Below are 21,690 nucleotides of genomic sequence, written 5' to 3'. Positions count from 1 at the left end.
TAGTTTTCATGTTTTTACGCGGCGGTGCCAATGGACGTTTCTTACCTGCTCGACAGCCTTAATGATAAACAGCGCGAAGCGGTGGCCGCGCCACGTAGCAACATGCTGGTGCTGGCGGGCGCGGGAAGCGGGAAAACCCGCGTGCTGGTGCACCGTATCGCCTGGTTACTGAGCGTAGAAAACAATTCGCCATACTCCATCATGGCGGTGACCTTTACCAATAAAGCGGCGGCGGAAATGCGCCATCGTATTGGCCAGTTGATGGGGACCAGCCAGGGCGGAATGTGGGTAGGGACGTTCCACGGTCTGGCGCACCGCCTGCTGCGCGCGCATCATATGGACGCTAATTTGCCGCAGGATTTCCAGATTCTCGACAGCGAAGATCAGATGCGTTTGCTTAAACGCCTGATTAAGGCGATGAATCTTGATGAGAAGCAGTGGCCGCCGCGTCAGGCGATGTGGTACATCAATAGCCAGAAAGACGAAGGGCTACGCCCGCACCATATCCAAAGCTATGGCAATCCGGTGGAACAGACCTGGCAGAAGGTGTATCAGGCCTATCAGGAAGCGTGCGATCGCGCTGGTCTGGTGGATTTCGCCGAGCTACTGCTGCGCGCTCATGAACTATGGCTGAACAAGCCGCACATCCTGCAACACTATCGCGAGCGGTTTACTAACATCCTGGTGGACGAATTCCAGGATACCAACAACATTCAGTACGCCTGGGTTCGTCTGCTGGCGGGCGATACCGGTAAGGTGATGATTGTCGGCGACGATGACCAGTCGATTTACGGCTGGCGCGGGGCCCAGGTAGAGAACATCCAGCGCTTCCTCAATGATTTCCCCGGCGCGCAGACCATTCGTCTGGAGCAGAATTACCGCTCGACCAGCAACATCCTTAGCGCGGCGAACGCTCTGATTGAGAATAACAATGGGCGTTTGGGTAAAAAGCTGTGGACTGACGGCGTTGATGGCGAACCGATATCGCTGTACTGCGCTTTCAACGAACTGGATGAAGCGCGCTTTGTGGTTAACCGTATCAAAACCTGGCAGGACAACGGCGGCGCGCTTGCGCAATGCGCCATCCTTTATCGCAGCAACGCCCAGTCGCGCGTGCTGGAAGAAGCGTTATTACAGGCCAGTATGCCGTACCGGATTTACGGCGGTATGCGCTTCTTCGAACGCCAGGAGATCAAAGATGCGCTCTCTTATCTGCGTTTGATTGCCAATCGCAACGATGATGCCGCCTTTGAACGCGTGGTGAATACCCCAACGCGCGGTATCGGCGACCGCACGCTGGACGTGGTGCGCCAGACCTCGCGCGATCGCCAGCTAACATTGTGGCAGGCGTGCCGTGAATTGTTACAGGAAAAAGCCCTGGCCGGGCGTGCGGCCAGCGCGCTGCAACGCTTTATGGAACTGATCGACGCTCTGGCGCAGGAAACTGCCGACATGCCGCTGCATGTGCAGACTGACCGGGTGATCAAAGATTCCGGCCTGCGCACCATGTATGAGCAAGAAAAAGGCGAGAAAGGCCAGACGCGCATCGAAAACTTAGAGGAACTGGTGACGGCGACGCGGCAGTTCAGCTACAACGACGAAGATGAAGATTTAATGCCATTGCAGGCCTTCCTCTCTCACGCGGCGCTGGAAGCGGGCGAGGGGCAGGCGGATACCTGGCAGGATGCGGTACAGCTGATGACGCTGCACTCGGCCAAAGGGCTGGAGTTCCCGCAGGTGTTTATCGTCGGGATGGAAGAGGGGATGTTCCCCAGCCAGATGTCGCTGGATGAGGGCGGGCGTTTGGAAGAGGAGCGTCGTCTGGCCTACGTCGGCGTTACCCGTGCCATGCAGAAACTGACGCTAACCTATGCCGAAACTCGCCGTCTGTATGGTAAAGAGGTCTACCATCGCCCGTCGCGTTTTATCGGCGAGTTGCCGGAGGAGTGCGTGGAAGAGGTCCGTCTGCGCGCCACCGTCAGTCGTCCGGTGAGCCATCAACGAATGGGAACGCCGCTGGCGGAAAACGACACAGGCTACAAACTCGGCCAACGCGTGCGCCATGCGAAGTTCGGCGAGGGAACTATTGTCAACCTGGAGGGCAGCGGCGAGCATAGCCGGTTGCAGGTGGCTTTTCAGGGGCAAGGGATCAAATGGCTGGTTGCCGCGTATGCGAAGCTGGAAACGGTTTGACCGGCTCTCATATTGCCGGATGGCACCTCTTATCCGGCCTACGTGCTGGCTAACATTTTGATTTGTAGGCCGGATAAGGCGAAGCCGCCATCCGGCGATATATTGATGTTAATATTCTGAAATCATAGATAAATACTCTCACTCTGCTAACCTTTCTGCATAAGGGGAAATTATTGCTTTTTCGCGTTTCGTTGCGTGTTGACGGCAAATTTTTGCTGGCGTAACATGCGCCCACGATTACGCTAAGAGGACATTCGCCTTGGACACACCCAGTAGATACTGGCTCATTATCCTGTCATCCAGGATCAACTCCTAAGGCTATCCCTTTTTGCTGATAGCCTTAGCGGTTGTCAGCGACCTTTCATTTTTTCCCGTCGCGTTGAGTCAGGCTGTTTAATGGTCTGAAACCCAATTTGTTTCTGTGTGCCCATCTGAACTGTCCGATATTTTTACGCATTGGGAGTCCCGGTCATGCTGAGCGCATTTCAACTGGAAAAAAACCGACTGACCCGGCTGGAAGTCGAGGAGTCACAAAGCCTGATTGATGCCGTATGGGTCGATTTGGTCGAACCGGACGACGACGAGCGATTGCGCGTACAATCTGAGCTGGGCCAGAGTCTGGCGACGCGTCCTGAACTGGAAGATATCGAAGCATCCGCGCGCTTCTTTGAAGACGAAGACGGACTGCATATCCACTCCTTCTTCTTCTTCGAAGATGCGGAAGATCATGCCGGTAACTCTACGGTGGCATTCACTATTCGCGATGGCCGTCTGTTTACGCTGCGTGAACGTGAACTGCCCGCCTTCCGTTTGTATCGTATGCGCGCCCGCAGCCAGGCGATGGTCGACGGTAATGCTTATGAATTACTGCTCGATCTGTTCGAAACCAAAATTGAACAGCTAGCGGATGAGATCGAAAACATTTACAGCGATCTGGAAAAACTGAGCCGCGTCATTATGGAAGGGCATCAGGGCGATGAATACGACGAAGCGCTCTCCACGCTGGCGGAGCTGGAAGATATCGGCTGGAAAGTACGCCTGTGTCTGATGGATACCCAGCGCGCGCTGAACTTCCTGGTGCGCAAGGCGCGCTTACCGGGCGGACAGCTGGAGCAGGCGCGTGAGATCCTGCGCGATATCGAATCTCTGCTACCGCACAATGAATCGCTGTTCCAGAAGGTGAACTTCCTGATGCAGGCGGCGATGGGGTTCATCAACATCGAGCAGAACCGCATTATCAAAATCTTCTCGGTGGTTTCCGTGGTGTTCCTGCCGCCGACGCTGGTCGCTTCCAGCTATGGGATGAACTTCGAGTTTATGCCGGAACTTAAGTGGAGCTTTGGTTATCCAGGCGCGATTATCTTTATGATTCTGGCGGGGCTTGCGCCGTATCTGTACTTTAAGCGTAAGAACTGGTTGTAAAATATACGGACTGGCGATTTAACCGCCAGTCCGTTGGAAGTTCTTCATCATGAGGAAAGTTCTTGTTTTGAAGAAGCGATGAAAGATAGCAGTAGTGTTGTGAGTATTACCCAGGCAATATTGAGTTGTATACCAATGTTATCGCAATCAGCCCCATTGAGTGCGACACTGACTGTACAGAAGACATTTACACCTATAGACAATGCGATGAAATAAAGTGCCCTGCAACCTGAATCTCTGATTCTCTTCGCGCCAATATTAATATGGATATAGGTATTGGCAATAATAAATATTAAATTAAGATATTGGTTTTTAGGCATTATAGTAAATAATATTATCCACGATGATAATGTATAAATAACAAATTTTGCTCGCTTCAATGTATCCCTTGGGGAAGGGTGAAAAATATCTTTAATAATCCTAATCATATTATTTTTTCCATATTGATAACCAACTTCAGATCTCACATGTAAATATATTACACTGAATTTTCTAATGACAGCAATGGTAATTAATGTCATGATAATTACGCTGTACAGCAATCGATAATAATTAAATATATTATCTGGTAATTAACAATTTCAATGAATGGATTTCATAAAATGCAAAAGAAAAATTTCTGGCAAATTTATTTTGGTAAAGACCCTTTTTCTAAAGCCGAATTCATTAAAGCTTGGATTGGATGGTGGGTGATTGCTATTGTCCTGCTCGGTGTACTGTCGATTTGTACTTCATTAAATTTGAGGGGGATTGGAATAGCGTTGGGATTCGGCTTTTGCCAGATTCATGCCCGCTATTTAACGTTTGTTGGTTGGAATAAGTTTATTGGTGTGTTGGGCGTGTTTCCAGTAACAAATATTATATTATTTATTGTATTGCTATTTACTAAGAAGAAATAACATAAAATGGCAGCCAGATAATAGCTGCCATTTTATTATTTAATGCTTACGCCGCTGCGTATAAATCGCATCCATCACGAAAATCGCCAGCGCGACCCAGATAAACGCAAATGTCACCATCTTATCCGCGCCCGGCACTTCGCCATAAAACGTCACCGCCAGTAAAAACATCAGCGTTGGGCCGATATACTGGAAAAAGCCCAGTGTAGAAAGACGCAGACGCGTAGCCGCTCCGGTGAAGCACAGCAGCGGAATCGTAGTGACCACACCCGCCGCCATTAACAGCAAGTTCAACGATAGTGCGTTTTGTCCCATATGGCTGGTAGGGCTATCGGCGATGCCAAACAGATAAATTGCCGCGACCGGCAACAGCCATAGCGTTTCGACCAGCATACCCGTCTGCGCTTCAACGGCGATCTTCTTACGCACCAGGCCGTAAAACGCAAAACTAAACGCCAGCCCCAGCGCGATAATCGGCAGTGAACCAAACGTCCAGAGTTGCACCAGCACGCCGCACACCGCCAGAATCACCGCCAGCCACTGCATTCGACGGAAGCGTTCGCCAAGAAAAATCATCCCCAGCAAGATGTTAACCAGTGGATTAATGAAATAACCCAGGCTGGCCTCCAGCATATGGTGATTATTTACCGCCCAAATGAATAATAGCCAGTTACCGCCGACCAGTACGGCGGACAGGGCCAGCAGGAAAATCTTCTTTGGCGTTTTCAGTAAGCGCTTAACCTGTCGCCACTGCCGGCTGACGCTAAGCAGCGCCACCATAAAGAAAAATGACCAAATCACGCGGTGCGTCAGGATCTCATCTGCGCGAACGTAATAGATCAGCTTGAAATACGCGGGGGCGATCCCCCAAATAAAATAGGCGGCAAGAGCGAGTAATACGCCCTGCCGTGTTTGTTTTGCGTCCATCCGGAAAACTCGTATCTGAATTGTAACAACAGTTTACCTGCTTTTATCCCACCATATAAGTAGCGGTGGCGCTGGCGATGTACAGCTGATCTTCATTGTGTAATTCCACGCGGGCGACGGCCACTTTATTCCCTGCGCGCAGCAGGCTACTGGTGGCCGTAAAGCGGTTGCCTCTGCCCGGACGCAGGTAGTCAACGCGCAGGTCAATCGTTCCCATCCGCGACAGGCGCTGGCGTAGTTCATCTTCGCTGATGGTTTCGTGGCGAGTTAGCGTGCTGCCGACGCATACCAGTCCGGCGGCGACATCCAGCGCAGAGGCGATCACGCCGCCGTGTAAAATGCTTTGCGCCCAGTTGCCGACCATCATCGGCTGGTTGTTGAAGGCCAGTTGGGCGAACGCTTTTTCATAGCGTTCCAGCTCCAGCCCTAACGCCCGATTAAACGGCATGTGGTAGACAAACATTTCACCCACTAATTTCAGAGCTTGTTCAGCGGTAAGTACAGCGGACATAGATTCCTGACACTCCATTGGTTAATGAAATGTTGATATTATGCTTCTTAATTGTTGTTCTCTACTTTAAGAAGGGATAACTAACGGCTATGTGTGTAAATATGTAAAAATGGTTGGCAGAGAATGATTCAAGCTGAAAATACTTCGTCAGGAGAACGTCAAGAATGCGGGCGATTTTGAGAGGGTTGTTGCCAGCCACGCTACTGCCATTAGCGGCATATGCACAAGAAGCTACGATAAAAGAGGTTCATGATGCGCCTGCAGTACGGGGAAGTATCATCGCTAACATGCTACAGGAGCATGATAACCCTTTTACGCTTTACCCTTATGACACGAACTACTTGATCTACACGAACACCAGCGATCTGAACAAAGAGGCCATAAGTACCTACAACTGGTCTGAAAACGCACGTAAAGATGAAGTGAAATTTCAGTTGAGCCTGGCGTTTCCGCTGTGGCGCGGAATACTGGGGCCGAACTCGGTACTGGGCGCTTCCTATACGCAGAAATCCTGGTGGCAGCTTTCCAACAGTAAAGAGTCTTCGCCGTTTCGCGAAACCAACTACGAACCGCAGCTTTTTCTTGGTTTTGCTACCGATTATCGCTTTGCCGGCTGGACGCTGCGCGACGTAGAGATGGGCTACAACCATGACTCTAACGGACGTTCGGACCCCACCTCGCGTAGCTGGAACCGTCTGTATACCCGTCTGATGGCCGAAAACGGTAACTGGCTGGTAGAGGTCAAACCGTGGTACGTGATTGGCAGTACCGACGATAATCCGGACATCACCAAATATATGGGTTATTACCAGCTTAAAATCGGTTATCACCTGGGCGAGGCGGTATTAAGCGCCAAAGGCCAGTACAACTGGAATACAGGCTACGGCGGCGCGGAAGTTGGATTAAGCTATCCGGTCACCAAACATGTCCGGCTTTATACCCAGGTGTACAGCGGCTATGGCGAATCGCTGATCGACTATAATTTTAATCAGACACGTGTCGGCGTCGGCGTGATGCTTAACGATATCTTCTGATTGGATTGTGTTTTAAACATTGCAGTTTCTCTCGCAGGCGCTGAAAATAGCGCCTGTTTTGATTTATGGTGAACGGGGTTAATGTGGCGCAGGCGGAAGTGTTGAATCTGGAATCAGGGGCCAAACAGGTTTTGCAGGAAACCTTTGGCTACCAACAGTTTCGCCCGGGCCAGGAAGCGATTATTGATACTGCGCTCTCCGGTCGCGACTGTCTGGTCGTCATGCCCACCGGCGGCGGCAAATCTCTGTGCTATCAAATCCCCGCGTTGTTGCTGGACGGGTTGACCGTCGTCGTTTCGCCCCTGATCTCGTTGATGAAAGACCAGGTCGATCAGCTACTGGCGAACGGGGTGGCGGCGGCGTGCCTGAACTCCACTCAAAGCCGCGAGCAGCAGCTTGAGGTGATGGCGGGGTGCCGTACCGGACAGATTCGTCTGCTGTATATTGCGCCGGAACGCCTGATGCTGGACAACTTTCTTGATCATCTGGCGCACTGGAATCCGGTATTGCTGGCGGTGGATGAAGCGCACTGTATCTCGCAATGGGGACATGATTTCCGTCCGGAATATGCGGCGCTCGGTCAGCTTCGCCAGCGTTTTCCCGCTTTGCCGTTTATGGCATTGACCGCCACCGCCGACGACACCACGCGCCTGGATATTATTCGTCTGCTTGGGCTTAACGATCCGTTAATCCAGATCAGTAGCTTTGACCGACCGAATATCCGCTACATGCTGATGGAGAAGTTTAAGCCGCTCGACCAGCTAATGCGCTATGTTCAGGAGCAACGCGGCAAATCGGGTATCATCTACTGCAACAGTCGGGCGAAAGTGGAAGATACCGCCGCGCGCTTGCAAAGTCGCGGCATTAGCGCGGCGGCCTATCATGCGGGGCTGGAAAACGCTATTCGCGCCGATGTGCAGGAAAAATTTCAGCGCGACGATCTGCAAATCGTGGTGGCGACCGTCGCTTTTGGAATGGGCATAAACAAACCTAACGTACGTTTCGTCGTGCATTTCGATATCCCGCGTAATATTGAATCCTACTATCAGGAAACGGGCCGCGCCGGGCGCGACGGACTGCCTGCGGAAGCCATGCTATTTTACGATCCGGCTGACATGGCCTGGCTACGTCGTTGTCTGGAAGAGAAACCAGCCGGACAGCTTCAGGATATTGAACGGCATAAACTGAATGCGATGGGCGCTTTTGCTGAAGCGCAAACCTGCCGCCGCCTGGTATTGCTTAATTACTTTGGCGAAGGCCGACAAGAACCGTGCGGCAACTGCGATATCTGTCTCGATCCGCCCAAACAATATGATGGCTTAAACGATGCCCAGATTGCGCTTTCTACCATTGGTCGGGTTAACCAGCGTTTTGGCATGGGCTACGTTGTCGAGGTGATCCGCGGCGCGAATAACCAACGCATCCGCGATTTCGGTCATGACAAACTCAAGGTTTATGGCATGGGACGCGAAAAGAGCCATGAGCACTGGGTGAGCGTGATTCGCCAGCTCATTCATCTGGGGCTGGTAATGCAAAATATTGCGCAGCACTCCGCATTACAGTTGACGGATGCCGCGCGTCCGGTACTCCGTGGAGACGTTCCGCTAAAGCTTGCGGTGCCGCGCATCGTCGCCCTCAAACCCCGCGTGATGCAGAAATCGTTCGGCGGTAATTACGATCGCAAATTGTTCGCTAAGTTGCGCAAGCTGCGTAAAGCTATCGCTGATGAAGAGAATATCCCGCCGTATGTGGTCTTTAACGACGCCACGTTGATAGAAATGGCGGAACAGATGCCGGTTTCCGCCAGCGAGATGTTAAGCGTTAACGGGGTTGGGATGCGCAAACTGGAGCGCTTCGGGAAAGAATTTATGGCGCTCATCCGCGCGCATGTCGATGGTGATGACGAAGAGTAGTCAGCCCGGCAAAAAAGTGCCAGGATGGTGACTCACTGAACTATTTCCCCGCGAGCCATTTTTATGATGATGCTATTTTTCACCGTGGCAATGGTGCACATCGTTGCGCTAATGAGCCCCGGCCCCGACTTTTTCTTCGTGTCTCAAACTGCTGTCAGCCGTTCGCGTAAAGAAGCGATGATGGGCGTACTGGGCATCACCTGCGGCGTGATGGTATGGGCGGGCGTGGCGCTGCTTGGCCTGCATCTCATCATCGAAAAAATGGCCTGGCTGCATACGATCATTATGGTAGGCGGCGGCCTGTACCTGTGCTGGATGGGCTATCAGATGCTGCGCGGCGCGCTGAAAAAACAGGATGCGGCGGCGTCTTCTCCGCACATTGAACTGGCGCAGAGCGGGCGCAGCTTTCTCAAAGGGCTGCTGACCAATCTGTCGAATCCTAAAGCGATTATCTATTTTGGTTCCGTTTTTTCACTTTTTGTCGGCGATAACGTCGGCGCTGCGGCGCGCTGGGGTATTTTCGCGTTAATCACCCTGGAAACGCTGGCCTGGTTTACCGTAGTCGCCAGCCTGTTCGCGCTGCCGAAAATGCGCCGTGGCTATCAGCGTCTGGCGAAATGGATTGATGGCTTTGCCGGCGCTCTGTTTGCGGGCTTTGGTATTCACCTGATTATTTCGCGCTAATTTACCTCCGGGCCGGATAAACATCATCCGGCACGACTATCACGCGTGTCTTGCCGACGCCAGGAGCGCGCCTACCAGCATAAACAACGAACCAAACGCTTTATTCAGCGCCTTCATCTGCTTTGGTCCTTTAATCCAGGCGGCAATGCGCTGCGCCAGTGTGGCGTAACCGGTCATCACAACCATATCCACCACAATCGTGGTGACGCCGAGAATGAGGTACTGCGCCAGTTGCGGTTGCTGCGGCATGATGAATTGCGGAAACAGGGCGGCAAGAAAGACAATACTTTTGGGATTGGTTAGATTGACAAATATCGCCCGTTTGAACAGCCGACCCCGCGATTGCGTCTGGGCGAGGGTATGCAGATCGATAGCGCCTGCGGCGCGCCATTGCTGGATACCCAGCCAGATAAGATAAGCCGCGCCAGCCCATTTCAGAATTTCAAAAGCGAGGAGCGAGCGCGAAAAGAGCGTACCCAGTCCGACGCCCACCAGTACGATATGTATCCCCAGCCCGGTCTGGAGTCCGGCGATAGAAGCCACTGCGCCACGATATCCATGGTTGATAGACGTCGTCATGGTATTGATGGCGCCTGAACCCGGAGAAAGACTCAGCAGAGTTGAGGTCAGTAGATAGGCGAACCACCATTCAAAGGTCATGCGAAACTCCCTGGTTGTCTGTTTTTGTGCCACAATACGCTACTGCCGCTGTGTTGTGTCAGGCACGACGCAAAAAACGATTTTACCTGGTAAACGAGGCCGAAAACCCGATGTTTCAGCAGCAAAATGACTGGGAAACAAGAGAAAATGCGTTTGCCGCTTTTGCTATGGGGCCGCTGACCGATTTCTGGCGTCAGCGGGAAGAGGCGGAGTTTATCGGCGTGGGTAACATTCCGGTGCGCTTTGTCCGTTTTCGGAATGATTCTAACGATCGGACGATCGTCATTTGTCCTGGCCGCATTGAGAGTTATGTAAAATACGCTGAACTGGCGTATGACCTTTTTCATCTCGGTTTTGATATCTTCATCATCGACCACCGTGGTCAAGGGCGCTCCGGGCGGATGTTATCGGACCCGCATCGGGGCCACGTTGATCATTTTAACGATTATGTTGAGGACTTAGCGGCGTTCTGGCAGCAGGAAATTGAGCTGGGGCCGTGGCGTAAGCGTTATATCCTGGCGCACTCAATGGGGGGCGCGATAGCCACCCTGTTCCTGCAACGCCATCGTGTGCGGTGCGACGCTATTGCGCTCACCGCGCCGATGTTTGGTATTGTGATACGCTTGCCTTCCTTTATGGTGCGCCATATTCTCGACTGGGCCGAGGGGCACCAGCGTATCCGTGAAGATTACGCTATTGGTACCGGTCAGTGGCGGGCGTTGCCGTTTGGGATGAATGCGCTGACCCACAGCCGCCAGCGTTATCAGCGCAACTTACGATTTTATGCCGACGAGCCGCAGCTGCGCGTTGGCGGCCCCACCTGGCATTGGGTACGCGAAGGCATTCTGGCGGGTGAGCAGGTTCTGGCTGGGGCGAGCGATGACACGACGCCTACGCTACTGATTCAGGCGGAAGAAGAGCGGGTAGTGGATAACCGCACCCACGATCGTTTTTGTGAAATTCGCGCCGCGGCGGGATACCCTTGTGAAGGGGGAAAACCGCTGGTTATCAAAGGCGCGTACCATGAGATCCTTTTTGAAAAGGACGCCATGCGCTCAGTCGCGCTTAACGCCATTGTTGAATTTTTCAACAAGCCTAATTTATCCAGCGGAAATCGCTTTGCTTAGAGGTTAAATTTTATTATGTATCAGGTTGTTGCGTCTGATTTAGATGGCACGCTGCTCTCCCCCGACCATACGTTGTCCCCTTATGCCAAAGAGACTCTGAAGCTGTTGACCGCACGCGGCATCCATTTTGTCTTTGCCACTGGTCGTCATCATGTCGATGTAGGGCAAATCCGCGATAATCTTGAAATCAAGTCTTACATGATCACCTCCAACGGCGCGCGAGTGCACGATACCGACGGGAATTTGGTTTTTACGCATAATCTGGACAGCGACATTGCCAGCGACCTGTTCGGGGTGGTGAATGCGAACCCGGACATCGTGACTAACGTTTATCGCGACGACGAATGGTTTATGAATCGTCATCGCCCCGATGAAATGCGTTTTTTCAAAGAGGCGGTATTTAACTACTCGCTGTTTGAGCCTGCGCTGCTGGAGCCGGAGGGCGTCAGCAAAGTGTTTTTCACCAGCGACACTCATGAAAAGTTGTTGCCGCTGGAGCAGGCGATTAACGCGCGCTGGGGCGATCGGGTAAACGTGAGCTTCTCTACGCTAACCTGTCTGGAAGTGATGGCGGGCGGAGTGTCGAAAGGTCATGCGCTGGAAGCGGTCGCTCAGGCGATGGGGTACAGCCTGAAAGAGTGTATCGCCTTTGGCGACGGAATGAACGACGCTGAAATGCTCACGATGGCGGGCAAAGGCTGCATCATGGGCAATGCGCACCAGCGTCTGAAAGACCTGTATCCCGAACTTGAGGTGATCGGCATCAACGCGGATAACGCCGTGCCGCATTACCTGCGCGATCTTTTCTTACGCTGATGTGATTGTTTGTTAGTTGACCAGTTGTCAACTTCACTCTCCGCTACAATGGGTGTTCCCTGTTTTAAGAGACATCCATTGTGGCGCTACTCATCATTACCACTATCCTGTGGGCTTTCTCCTTTAGTCTATTTGGCGAGTATCTTGCCGGGCATGTCGATAGCTATTTCGCGGTGCTGATACGCGTTGGGCTGGCGGCGCTCGTTTTTCTGCCGTTTTTGCGTTCTCGCGGGCACAACCTAAAAACCATCAGCCTGTATATGCTGGTGGGGGCGATGCAGCTTGGCATCATGTATATGTTGAGCTTCCATGCTTACCTCTACCTGACCGTATCCGAACTGCTGCTGTTTACCGTTCTGACGCCGCTCTATATCACGCTGATTTACGATGTGATGAGTCAGCGTCGTTTGCGCTGGGGCTATGCATTTAGCGCGTTGCTGGCGGTGATTGGCGCCGGGATTATTCGCTACGATCGCGTGACCGACCATTTTTGGGTCGGTTTGCTCCTGGTGCAGCTTTCTAATATCAGTTTCGCTATCGGAATGGTGGGGTATAAACGTCTGATGGAGACCCGTCCCATGCCGCAGCACAACGCCTTTGCATGGTTCTATCTGGGGGCGTTTTTGGTGGCGGCGGTGGCGTGGTCGCTGTTGGGGAACGCGCAAAAGCTGCCGGAAACCACGCTGCAATGGAGCATTCTGGTGTTTCTCGGCGTGGTGGCGTCCGGCATTGGCTACTTTATGTGGAACTATGGCGCTACCCAGGTAGATGCCGGGACGCTGGGTATCATGAATAATATGCATGTTCCCGCAGGACTACTGGTTAATCTTGCCATCTGGCATCAGCAGCCCCACTGGCCAAGCTTTATTACAGGCGCGGCTGTGATCCTGGCTTCGCTGTGGGTGCATCGAAAATGGGTCGCTCCGCGCTCCGCACAAACGGCAGATGATCGCAGGCGTGATCCCGCGTCGAGCGAATAAACGCCTCGGTCACCGCCTGACGCTGGTCGCCGTCGCGCACGGCGGCATACAGGCGGCTCCACAGACCATCGCCCAGGGTTTTGGTCACCACCAGACCCTGGCGCTCAACGCTTTCCACCACCCAGTGCGGCAGGGCGGCAATGCCCATTCTGGCCGCCACCATCTGAATCAGCAGTAGCGTATTATCCACGCTTTTCAGCAGCGGACTGGTACCCGCCGGTTGCAGGAAATGTCGCCAGACATCCAGTCGGCTGCGCTGCACCGGGTAAATCAACAGCGTTTCGCTGGCTAAATCTTCCGGCGTAATCTGCGTTTTGCTGGCCAGCGGATGGTCGGGCGCCAGCACCAGTCGGACTTCAAAATCAAACATCGGCGAATAATGCAGCCCGCTGCGCGGCAAAATATCCGACGTCATCACCAAATCCAGCTCGCCTTGTTGCAAGGCCGGTTGCGGATCAAAAGTGACGCCGGATGTGAAATCCATTTCTACCTGCGGCCAGCTTGCACGGAAGTTTTCCAGCGCCGGGGTCAGCCACTGAATACAGCTATGACATTCAATAGCGATGCGCAGACGAGTTTGCTGCGGTTCGTTGCACGCCTGCAGCGCACGGCTGATTTGCGGCAGCACCTGGTTTGCCAGTTGCAGCAGAACTTCCCCCTGCGGCGTAAAGCGCAGCGGCTGGCTTTTACGCACGAACAGGCGGAAGCCAAGGCGTTGTTCCAGATCGCTGAACTGATGAGACAGAGCGGATTGGGTCTGGTGCAGCACCGCCGCCGCGGCAGCCAGCGATCCACTATTCCGCAATGCCTGGAGTGTTTTCAGATGTTTAATTTCGATCATGAAAGTCCTTCACTTCGCCATGAACAAATTGCGCTTGAGGAATATACAGTACCTTTACATTATGGATGTGTAAACATCCAGACGTCTAAAACTCGTCATATTTCGACTTGCAGATGCGTTGGCTTCCTTGCTTACCCCAGTCACTTACTTCAGTAAGCTCCTGGGGATGCGCTGTGTCGCCGCCTTCCTGCAAGCCGAACTATTTAGAGTTTTACTTTCAGATTCAATAAAATAAGAGAGGAAGTAAAATGACAATATTGACTCATACCCTCGGTTTTCCTCGCGTTGGCCTGCGTCGCGAGCTGAAAAAAGCGCAAGAGAGCTACTGGGCGGGGAACTCAACGCGTGAAGCGTTACTGGCGGTAGGCCGCGAACTGCGCGCGCGTCACTGGGAGCAGCAGAAACAAGCGGGTATTGACCTGTTACCGGTAGGCGACTTTGCCTGGTACGACCATGTTCTGACCACCAGCCTGCTGTTAGGCAATGTGCCGGCTCGTCATCAGAACAACGACGGTTCCGTGGACATCGACACTCTGTTCCGCATTGGCCGCGGTCGCGCGCCAACCGGCGAACCGGCGGCGGCAGCGGAAATGACCAAATGGTTTAATACTAACTATCACTACATAGTACCGGAGTTCAGCAAAGGCCAGCAGTTCAGGCTTACCTGGACACAGTTGCTGGAGGAAGTGGACGAAGCGCTGGCGCTGGGGCATAAGATCAAACCCGTACTGCTGGGGCCTGTCACGTATCTGTGGCTGGGTAAAGTGAAAGGCGAGCCGTTTGACCGCCTGACGTTGCTGAAAGACATTTTGCCGGTGTATCAGCACGTGCTGGCTGAGCTGGCGAAGCGTGGTGTTGAGTGGGTCCAAATTGATGAGCCAGCACTGGTGCTGGAACTGCCGCAGGCGTGGCTGGATGCCTTCAAACCGGCTTACGACGCGCTCGCCGGCCAGGTGAAGCTGTTGCTGACGACCTATTTTGAAGGCGTGACGCCAAACCTGGACACTATTATCGCGCTACCGGTACAGGGGTTACATGTTGACCTCATTCATGGCAAAGATGATGTAGCGGAACTGCATCAACGTCTGCCGGTCGACTGGCTGCTCTCCGCAGGCTTGATTAACGGGCGTAATGTCTGGCGCGCCGATTTGACCGAAAAATACGCGCAGATTAACGCCATTGTGGGCAAACGCGCGCTGTGGGTAGCATCCTCCTGCTCTTTGCTGCACAGCCCGATCGATCTCAGCGTCGAAACGCGTCTGGATACGGAAGTTAAAAGCTGGTTTGCCTTTGCGCTGCAAAAATGCGGTGAACTGGCGTTGCTGCGCGATGCGCTGAACAGCGGCGAAACGGCGGCACTTGAGGAATGGAGCGCACCGATTCAGGCTCGTCGTCACTCCCGCCGCGTACATAATGCCGCGGTAGAAAAACGCCTGGCGGCGATCACCGCGCAGGCCAGCCAGCGTGAGAATCCGTATGAGGTGCGCGCTGAAGCGCAACGCGCCCGCTTTAAACTTCCCGCCTGGCCGACGACGACTATCGGTTCGTTCCCGCAAACCACGGAAATTCGCGGTCTGCGTCTGGACTTCAAAAAGGGCAACCTCGACGCGAACAACTACCGCACCGGCATCGCCGAACATATCAAACAGGCTATCATCGAGCAGGAGCGTTTAGGGCTGGATGTGCTGGTACACGGCGAAGCCGAGCGAAACGACATGGTGGAATACTTCGGCGAGCATCTGGACGGCTTCGTCTTTACCCAGAATGGTTGGGTGCAAAGCTATGGCTCCCGCTGTGTGAAACCGCCGGTAGTGATTGGCGATATCAGCCGTCCGGCACCGATTACCGTGGAGTGGGCGAAATATGCCCAGTCGCTGACCGACAAGCCGGTAAAAGGGATGTTGACCGGCCCGGTGACAATTCTTTGCTGGTCATTCCCCCGCGAAGACGTGACCCGCGAAACGATTGCGAAACAGATTGCGCTGGCGCTGCGTGATGAAGTCGCGGATCTGGAGGCGGCGGGGATCGGGATTATTCAGATTGACGAACCGGCGCTGCGTGAAGGTTTACCGCTGCGTCGCAGCGACTGGGACGCCTATCTGGAATGGGGTGTGGAAGCCTTCCGCATCAACGCGGCGGTGGCGAAGGATGAAACCCAGATCCACACCCACATGTGTTACTGCGAGTTCAACGACATTATGGATTCGATCGCCGCGCTGGATGCGGATGTGATCACCATTGAGACCTCCCGCTCGGATATGGAGTTGCTGGAGTCGTTCGAAGCGTTCGACTACCCGAACGAAATCGGGCCGGGCGTGTACGATATTCACTCGCCGAACGTGCCGAGCGTCGAGTGGATTGAAGCCCTGCTGAAGAAGGCGGCACAGCGTATACCGGCACAACGCCTGTGGGTGAATCCGGACTGCGGTCTGAAAACTCGCGGTTGGCCTGAAACCCGCGCGGCGTTAGCGAACATGGTCAAAGCGGCGCACAATCTGCGTCAGGCGAAATAACCCATCCTGGCCGCTGCGTTTATCCGGCAGCAATGCGGCGCTACCCTTTGACGGGTAGCGCCCGTGCCTGACCTGATTAACAGCGCCTCTATCTCCTCTTTTTTCTCATTTCCCTTTTTCTTATTTTCCGCGCTGTCTTTTTCAGGATCTGGCTATTTGGCGATCTTGATAATAAAAAGGTTCTCCGTATGAATGACAACCAGGCGGATAGCGTCCCCGGAAGCAGCGCGGCGGATTTTATTGCCTCGCAGATCGTTTTTCCTGTCATGATCGCCCAGCGCTCTCATAGCACAAAACGAGGTTTTCCATTCTGTTATGTTCCCTGGCGACGATAAACGTCGCATTGTCTCATGGCGCTGGTGAACCTTATTTTTTAACGGAGATGTCTGACATGGCGGTAGCAGGTTGTCACGTAATGGCCAAACCCGGCGGCGCGATCTGCAATATTGATTGCACATATTGCTTCTATCTTGAAAAAGAGGCGCTGTACCCGGAACGCAATAAAAACTGGCGGATGTCGGACGAGACGCTGGAACAATTTATACGCCAGCATATTGCCGCGCAGAGTGGCGACCGCATTGACTTTGCCTGGCAGGGCGGCGAACCGACCATGATGGGGCTACCGTTTTTCCGCCGGGTTGTCGCATTATGTGAAAAGTACGGCGATGGGCGAAAAATCACTCATGCGTTGCAGACGAACGGCATCCTGGTGAATGACGAGTGGGCGCGCTTTTTCGCTGAACAGCATTTTCTCATCGGTCTCTCTATCGACGGCCCGGCGTCGTTACACAACCACTATCGGCTTAATCGCGCTGGAAAAGGAACTCATGAACAGGTCGTCGCAGCAATGGCGCGGCTTAAAGCGCACCATGTCGACTTTAATACCTTAACCGTCGTGGGAAAACATAACGTCGGTCATGCAGCAGACGTCTACGAATTTCTTCTGGCGGCGGGATCGCGTTTTATTCAGTTTATCCCGCTGGTGGAGCGAATGAGCACCGATAACTCATCGGTACTTAATCTGGTGATGCCCGGCGAAAGCGCGGCAAAGCTGGCGCCATGGACGGTACCGTCGTGGCAATATGGCGAATTTCTCAACCAGATCTTTGATATCTGGGTTCGTCGCGACGTAGACCGCGTCTATGTGCAGATGTTTGACGTGGCGTTAGCCGCCTGGACGGCGCAGCAGCCGGTACTGTGTGTACATTCCGAGACTTGTGGACATGCCTTCGCGTTGGAGTCGAACGGCGATCTCTACAACTGTGACCACTTTGTCTACCCGGAGCATCTGCTGGGGAATATCCACCAGCACAGCATCAAAACCTTAAATAATAGCGAGCGGGCTATTGCGTTTGGCGAGGCCAAGCGGGAGACCCTGACCGCCGATTGTCGTCGCTGTGACTACCGCTTTGCGTGTCATGGCGGCTGTCCGAAGCATCGCTTTGCCGTCTCGCCGTCCGGTCATCCTGCGCATAATTACTTGTGTGCGGGCTATAAACATTTTTTCCAGCACGTTACGCCGTATATGAATGTCTGGCGGGAGCTGCTGGCGCAAGGCTATCCGATGGCATCGATCATGCGCTGGCTGGCGCAGGACGCGCGTAAAGACACAGGAGCCGTCAGTCGTAACCATCTCTGTCCCTGCGGCAGCGGCAAAAAATATAAAAAATGCTGTGGTAAAGCATAGCTAACGTGGCGATGACGATTTGTTGAGCCTACACCGACTCCGGTCTCGTAGGCCCAACAAACATCGTAATGCGCTGTGGTTAGCCTTTTTTCCCACCGTACTGCGCGAACCATTCCAGCATTCTTTGCCAGCCGTCTTTCGCTGAGGCTTCGTGGTAGCCCGGACGATAATCGGCATTAAACGCGTGCCCTGCATCGGGATAGACCACGATTTCCGCCTTCGCATTAGCGGCGCGTAGCGCCTGACGCATGGTTTCCACGCTCTCCTGTGGAATACTGGTATCCTGCCCGCCGTATAAACCCAGTACCGGCGCGTTAAGATCGGTGGCGATGTCAACGGGATGCTTCGGCGAATTGAGTGACGTGTCGCCCACCAGCTTGCCGTACCACGCTACCGCCGCTTTTAACTGAGGGTTGTGCGCGGCGTACAGCCAGGTAATTCGGCCTCCCCAACAAAAACCGGTGATCATCAGCCTATGCGCATCCCCGCCGTTGCGCGAAGCCCAACTGGCGACGTGATCCAGGTCGGCAAGGACTTGCGAATCCGGTACTTTAGCCACCAGCCCGCTCAATAATGTGGGTATATCGGCGAAATCATTGGGGTCGCCTTCGCGGAAATAGAGTTCTGGCGCGATAGCGAGATAGCCTTCCAGCGCCAGTCGTCGGCAAATATCGCGAATGTGTTCATGTACGCCAAAAATTTCCTGTACCACAATGACCACAGGCAGCGCGCCGTCGCTCGCTTTTGGTCTGGCGTAATAGGCTGGCATATCGTCGCCCTGAGAGGGGATCGACGTTATCCCCGCGCTAATGGCCCCATCAGGCGTATGAATCATCGTAGGGGCAAGTGGGGAAGCTGCAGGTGCAAAGCCGGATGGATGTGTCGTTGTCATGGTATTCTCCGTACCCTTAAAAAATAGCGCAATCTTAACTATAGACAGTGTGTAACAAACCACATTGCCTTAAAGCGGCTATCTTTTGTGCAATGCTTGGCGATATTGATTATTTATTGTGATGAACATCACTTTTTAATGGTAAGCGAGTGCAATTGTTTTACGTCATAGTGATGGCTGTCACGAAAATATCTTTATGCCTTAGGTAAAGTGTCTCTTTGCTTCTTCTGACAAACCCGATTCACAGAGGAGTTTTATATGTCCAAGTCTGATGTTTTTCATCTCGGCCTCACCAAAAACGATTTACAAGGGGCCCAGCTCGCCATCGTCCCTGGCGATCCTGAGCGTGTGGAAAAGATCGCCGCGCTGATGGATAAGCCGGTTAAGCTGGCATCTCACCGCGAATTCACCTCCTGGCGCGCTGAGCTGGATGGCAAAGCAGTTATCGTTTGCTCTACCGGTATCGGCGGCCCGTCTACCTCTATTGCCGTGGAAGAACTGGCGCAACTGGGTATTCGTACCTTCTTGCGTATCGGCACCACGGGGGCTATTCAGCCGCACATTAACGTCGGCGACGTTCTGGTAACGACCGCATCCGTACGTCTGGATGGGGCGAGCCTGCATTTTGCGCCGATGGAATTCCCGGCGGTTGCCGACTTTGCCTGCACCACTGCGCTGGTTGAAGCCGCGAAATCGATTGGCGCCACGACTCACGTTGGCGTAACCGCCTCTTCCGACACTTTCTATCCGGGTCAGGAACGTTACGACACCTATTCTGGCCGCGTTGTTCGTCGCTTCAAAGGCTCTATGGAAGAGTGGCAGGCGATGGGCGTGATGAACTACGAAATGGAATCCGCTACGCTGTTAACCATGTGCGCAAGCCAGGGTTTACGCGCAGGTATGGTGGCGGGCGTTATCGTCAACCGTACCCAACAAGAGATTCCGAATGCGGAAACGATGAAACAAACTGAAAGCCACGCGGTGAAAATCGTCGTGGAAGCGGCCCGTCGTCTGCTGTAATTCTCCTCTCTTTTGCAAAGGCCGACGCGTTCGGCCTTTTCTTTTTGCGTGGCGCCTCGCAGGAAATCCCTTTTAAACTGGACGTTTATACAGCACAATTCTATTTTGTGCAGGACAGTGTGGTTCCAGGAGAGGTGTTGTGAATATTACTCTTATGATAAGCGCCGTCGTGGCGCTGGCGGCTGGGGCGGTGATTGGCTGGCTGGCGACGAAAGCGCACGCCGATCAAATCCGCGCCGATCTTATCGAAGAACGGCGTGAGCTGGATATCGAACTTAGCGCGGCCCGGCAGCAATTAGCGCAAGAAGCGCACTGGCGCAGTGAATGCGAGTTACTTAATAACGAACTGCGTAGCCTGCACAGTATCAATACCTCTCTGGAAGCCGATCTGCGTGAAGTCACGACCCGTCTGGAAGCGACTCAACAACACGCGGAAGACAAAATCCGTCAGATGATCAACAGCGAACAGCGTTTAAGCGAGCAGTTTGAAAATCTGGCGAACCGTATTTTTGAACACAGTAATCGTCGCGTAGACGAACAAAACCGACAAAGCCTGAATAGCCTGCTGACGCCGCTGCGTGAGCAACTGGACGGTTTTCGCCGCCAGGTTCAGGAGAGTTTTGGCAAAGAAGCGCAGGAGCGGCATACGCTGGCGCACGAAATTCGTAATTTGCAGCAGCTTAACGCGCAAATGGCGCAGGAAGCGATCAACCTGACGCGCGCCCTGAAAGGGGACAATAAGGCGCAAGGAAACTGGGGCGAAGTTGTGCTGGCGCGGGTGCTGGAGGCATCCGGACTGCGTGAAGGCTACGAATACGAAACCCAGGTCAGTATTGAGAACGATGCGCGCTCGCGGATGCAGCCGGATGTCATCGTCCGCTTGCCGCAGGGCAAAGATGTGGTCATCGACGCTAAAATGACGTTGGTCGCCTACGAGCGTTACTTTAACGCTGAAGATGACTACACGCGCGAGGCCGCTTTACAAGAGCACATCGCCTCGGTGCGCAATCATATTCGCTTACTGGGGCGTAAAGACTACCAGCAGCTTCCCGGCCTCCGCTCGCTGGACTATGTTCTGATGTTTATCCCCGTAGAACCCGCTTTCCTGCTGGCGTTAGATAAACAGCCCGAACTGATAACCGAGGCGCTGAAAAATAACATTATGCTGGTAAGCCCCACGACGCTGCTGGTGGCGTTACGGACAATCGCCAACCTGTGGCGCTATGAACACCAGAGCCGCAATGCGCAGCACATCGCAGACAGAGCCAGTAAGCTCTACGATAAAATGCGGTTGTTCGTTGATGATATGTCAGCGATCGGTCAGAGTCTGGATAAAGCGCAGGATAACTACCGCCAGGCGATGAAAAAACTTGCGTCGGGGCGTGGCAACGTTTTGGCGCAGGCGGAGGCCTTCCGGGGGCTAGGCGTGGAAATCAAACGCGAGATTAATCCGGATTTAGCGGAACAGGCCGTTACGCAAGATGAAGAATATCGTTTACGATCGATCCCTGAAGGGCGGCAGGATGAACATTATCCCAATGATGAACGGGTGAAGCAGCAGTTAAGTTAAC

General features: G+C 53.5%; 20 protein-coding genes. 14 read left to right on the top strand and 6 right to left on the bottom strand.

Features of this window, described 5'->3' with window-relative positions; translation table 11 throughout:
* Positions 1-30 precede the first annotated feature (30 nt).
* The 3 genes from uvrD to corA all read left to right on the top strand — a co-directional run bounded on the left by uvrD (position 31) and on the right by corA (position 3,615).
* On the top strand, positions 31-2,193 hold the full coding sequence (gene uvrD, locus J1G48_RS22095; protein WP_000383436.1) for a DNA helicase II: 2,163 nt from the start codon (positions 31-33) through the stop codon (positions 2,191-2,193).
* A 259-nt stretch (positions 2,194-2,452) separates the two neighbouring features.
* Entirely contained in the window at positions 2,453-2,509 is a 57-nt protein-coding gene (gene ysgD / locus J1G48_RS23480; protein WP_212723238.1) for a YsgD/CorL family protein, read from the top strand.
* A gap of 155 nt (positions 2,510-2,664) precedes the next feature.
* Positions 2,665-3,615: a magnesium/cobalt transporter CorA gene (corA, locus tag J1G48_RS22090; RefSeq protein WP_000947139.1), complete on the top strand. Its 951-nt coding sequence runs from the start codon at positions 2,665-2,667 to the stop codon at positions 3,613-3,615.
* A 47-nt stretch (positions 3,616-3,662) separates the two neighbouring features.
* Here corA and J1G48_RS22085 read toward each other — a convergent pair whose 3' ends face one another.
* On the bottom strand, positions 3,663-4,043 hold the full coding sequence (locus J1G48_RS22085; protein ID WP_000619297.1) for a hypothetical protein: 381 nt from the start codon (positions 4,041-4,043) through the stop codon (positions 3,663-3,665).
* A 174-nt stretch (positions 4,044-4,217) separates the two neighbouring features.
* Here J1G48_RS22085 and J1G48_RS22080 point away from each other — a divergent pair, with 174 nt between their 5' ends.
* Complete coding sequence (locus tag J1G48_RS22080; protein WP_001170054.1) at positions 4,218-4,514, top strand: hypothetical protein; 297 nt, start codon at positions 4,218-4,220, stop codon at positions 4,512-4,514.
* A 39-nt stretch (positions 4,515-4,553) separates the two neighbouring features.
* On the opposite strand, the gene rarD is transcribed toward J1G48_RS22080, so the two are convergent.
* Complete coding sequence (rarD, locus tag J1G48_RS22075; RefSeq protein WP_000339118.1) at positions 4,554-5,441, bottom strand: EamA family transporter RarD; 888 nt, start codon at positions 5,439-5,441, stop codon at positions 4,554-4,556.
* A gap of 43 nt (positions 5,442-5,484) precedes the next feature.
* Positions 5,485-5,952: an acyl-CoA thioesterase YigI gene (yigI, locus tag J1G48_RS22070; protein WP_001277136.1), complete on the bottom strand. Its 468-nt coding sequence runs from the start codon at positions 5,950-5,952 to the stop codon at positions 5,485-5,487.
* A gap of 164 nt (positions 5,953-6,116) precedes the next feature.
* Between yigI and pldA the strand changes: the two genes are divergently transcribed.
* The 3 genes from pldA (at position 6,117) to rhtC (ending at position 9,583) form a co-directional block, all read left to right on the top strand.
* Positions 6,117-6,986: a phospholipase A gene (gene pldA / locus J1G48_RS22065; protein WP_001201692.1), complete on the top strand. Its 870-nt coding sequence runs from the start codon at positions 6,117-6,119 to the stop codon at positions 6,984-6,986.
* A gap of 83 nt (positions 6,987-7,069) precedes the next feature.
* Positions 7,070-8,899 (top strand): ATP-dependent DNA helicase RecQ, encoded by a 1,830-nt coding sequence (gene recQ / locus J1G48_RS22060; protein ID WP_001664819.1) that lies wholly within the window; start codon positions 7,070-7,072, stop codon positions 8,897-8,899.
* A 63-nt stretch (positions 8,900-8,962) separates the two neighbouring features.
* A complete protein-coding gene (rhtC, locus tag J1G48_RS22055) occupies positions 8,963-9,583 on the top strand; it encodes a threonine export protein RhtC (RefSeq protein WP_000980080.1) in 621 nt (206 codons plus the stop codon).
* A gap of 39 nt (positions 9,584-9,622) precedes the next feature.
* On the opposite strand, the gene rhtB is transcribed toward rhtC, so the two are convergent.
* Positions 9,623-10,243 (bottom strand): homoserine/homoserine lactone efflux protein, encoded by a 621-nt coding sequence (rhtB, locus tag J1G48_RS22050; protein ID WP_000142528.1) that lies wholly within the window; start codon positions 10,241-10,243, stop codon positions 9,623-9,625.
* A gap of 110 nt (positions 10,244-10,353) precedes the next feature.
* Between rhtB and pldB the strand changes: the two genes are divergently transcribed.
* From pldB to J1G48_RS22035, 3 genes are all read left to right on the top strand, one after another.
* On the top strand, positions 10,354-11,370 hold the full coding sequence (pldB, locus tag J1G48_RS22045) for a lysophospholipase L2 (protein ID WP_000487682.1): 1,017 nt from the start codon (positions 10,354-10,356) through the stop codon (positions 11,368-11,370).
* A gap of 15 nt (positions 11,371-11,385) precedes the next feature.
* Positions 11,386-12,186, top strand: coding sequence for a sugar/pyridoxal phosphate phosphatase YigL (yigL, locus tag J1G48_RS22040; RefSeq protein ID WP_000285338.1), 801 nt, complete (start codon positions 11,386-11,388; stop codon positions 12,184-12,186).
* Positions 12,187-12,266: 80 nt separating this feature from the next.
* A complete protein-coding gene (locus J1G48_RS22035; protein WP_001196254.1) occupies positions 12,267-13,166 on the top strand; it encodes a carboxylate/amino acid/amine transporter in 900 nt (299 codons plus the stop codon).
* Here J1G48_RS22035 and metR read toward each other — a convergent pair.
* Positions 13,054-14,007: an HTH-type transcriptional regulator MetR gene (metR, locus tag J1G48_RS22030; protein WP_000569790.1), complete on the bottom strand. Its 954-nt coding sequence runs from the start codon at positions 14,005-14,007 to the stop codon at positions 13,054-13,056. The genes J1G48_RS22035 and metR overlap by 113 nt on opposite strands.
* Positions 14,008-14,255: 248 nt before the next feature.
* Here metR and metE point away from each other — a divergent pair, with 248 nt between their 5' ends.
* Together metE and J1G48_RS22020 are read left to right on the top strand one after the other, a co-directional pair.
* Entirely contained in the window at positions 14,256-16,520 is a 2,265-nt protein-coding gene (gene metE / locus J1G48_RS22025; protein ID WP_000154187.1) for a 5-methyltetrahydropteroyltriglutamate--homocysteine S-methyltransferase, read from the top strand.
* 343 nt (positions 16,521-16,863) lie between these two features.
* A complete protein-coding gene (locus tag J1G48_RS22020) occupies positions 16,864-18,207 on the top strand; it encodes an anaerobic sulfatase maturase (RefSeq protein WP_000017941.1) in 1,344 nt (447 codons plus the stop codon).
* Between the two features lie 79 nt (positions 18,208-18,286).
* Here the strand turns inward: J1G48_RS22020 and J1G48_RS22015 are convergent, their stop codons facing one another.
* A complete protein-coding gene (locus J1G48_RS22015) occupies positions 18,287-19,099 on the bottom strand; it encodes a dienelactone hydrolase family protein (protein ID WP_000213959.1) in 813 nt (270 codons plus the stop codon).
* Positions 19,100-19,357: 258 nt separating this feature from the next.
* Here J1G48_RS22015 and udp point away from each other — a divergent pair, with 258 nt between their 5' ends.
* Together udp and rmuC are read left to right on the top strand one after the other, a co-directional pair.
* A complete protein-coding gene (gene udp / locus J1G48_RS22010; RefSeq protein WP_000045169.1) occupies positions 19,358-20,119 on the top strand; it encodes a uridine phosphorylase in 762 nt (253 codons plus the stop codon).
* A 139-nt stretch (positions 20,120-20,258) separates the two neighbouring features.
* Positions 20,259-21,689 (top strand): DNA recombination protein RmuC, encoded by a 1,431-nt coding sequence (gene rmuC / locus J1G48_RS22005; RefSeq protein ID WP_001027862.1) that lies wholly within the window; start codon positions 20,259-20,261, stop codon positions 21,687-21,689.
* Position 21,690: the final 1 nt, after the last annotated feature.

The sequence above is a fragment of the Salmonella sp. SAL-020 genome (genome assembly GCF_017372215.1).
Classification (GTDB): domain Bacteria; phylum Pseudomonadota; class Gammaproteobacteria; order Enterobacterales; family Enterobacteriaceae; genus Salmonella; species Salmonella enterica.
This window is presented reverse-complemented; position numbering and strand designations above follow the sequence as displayed.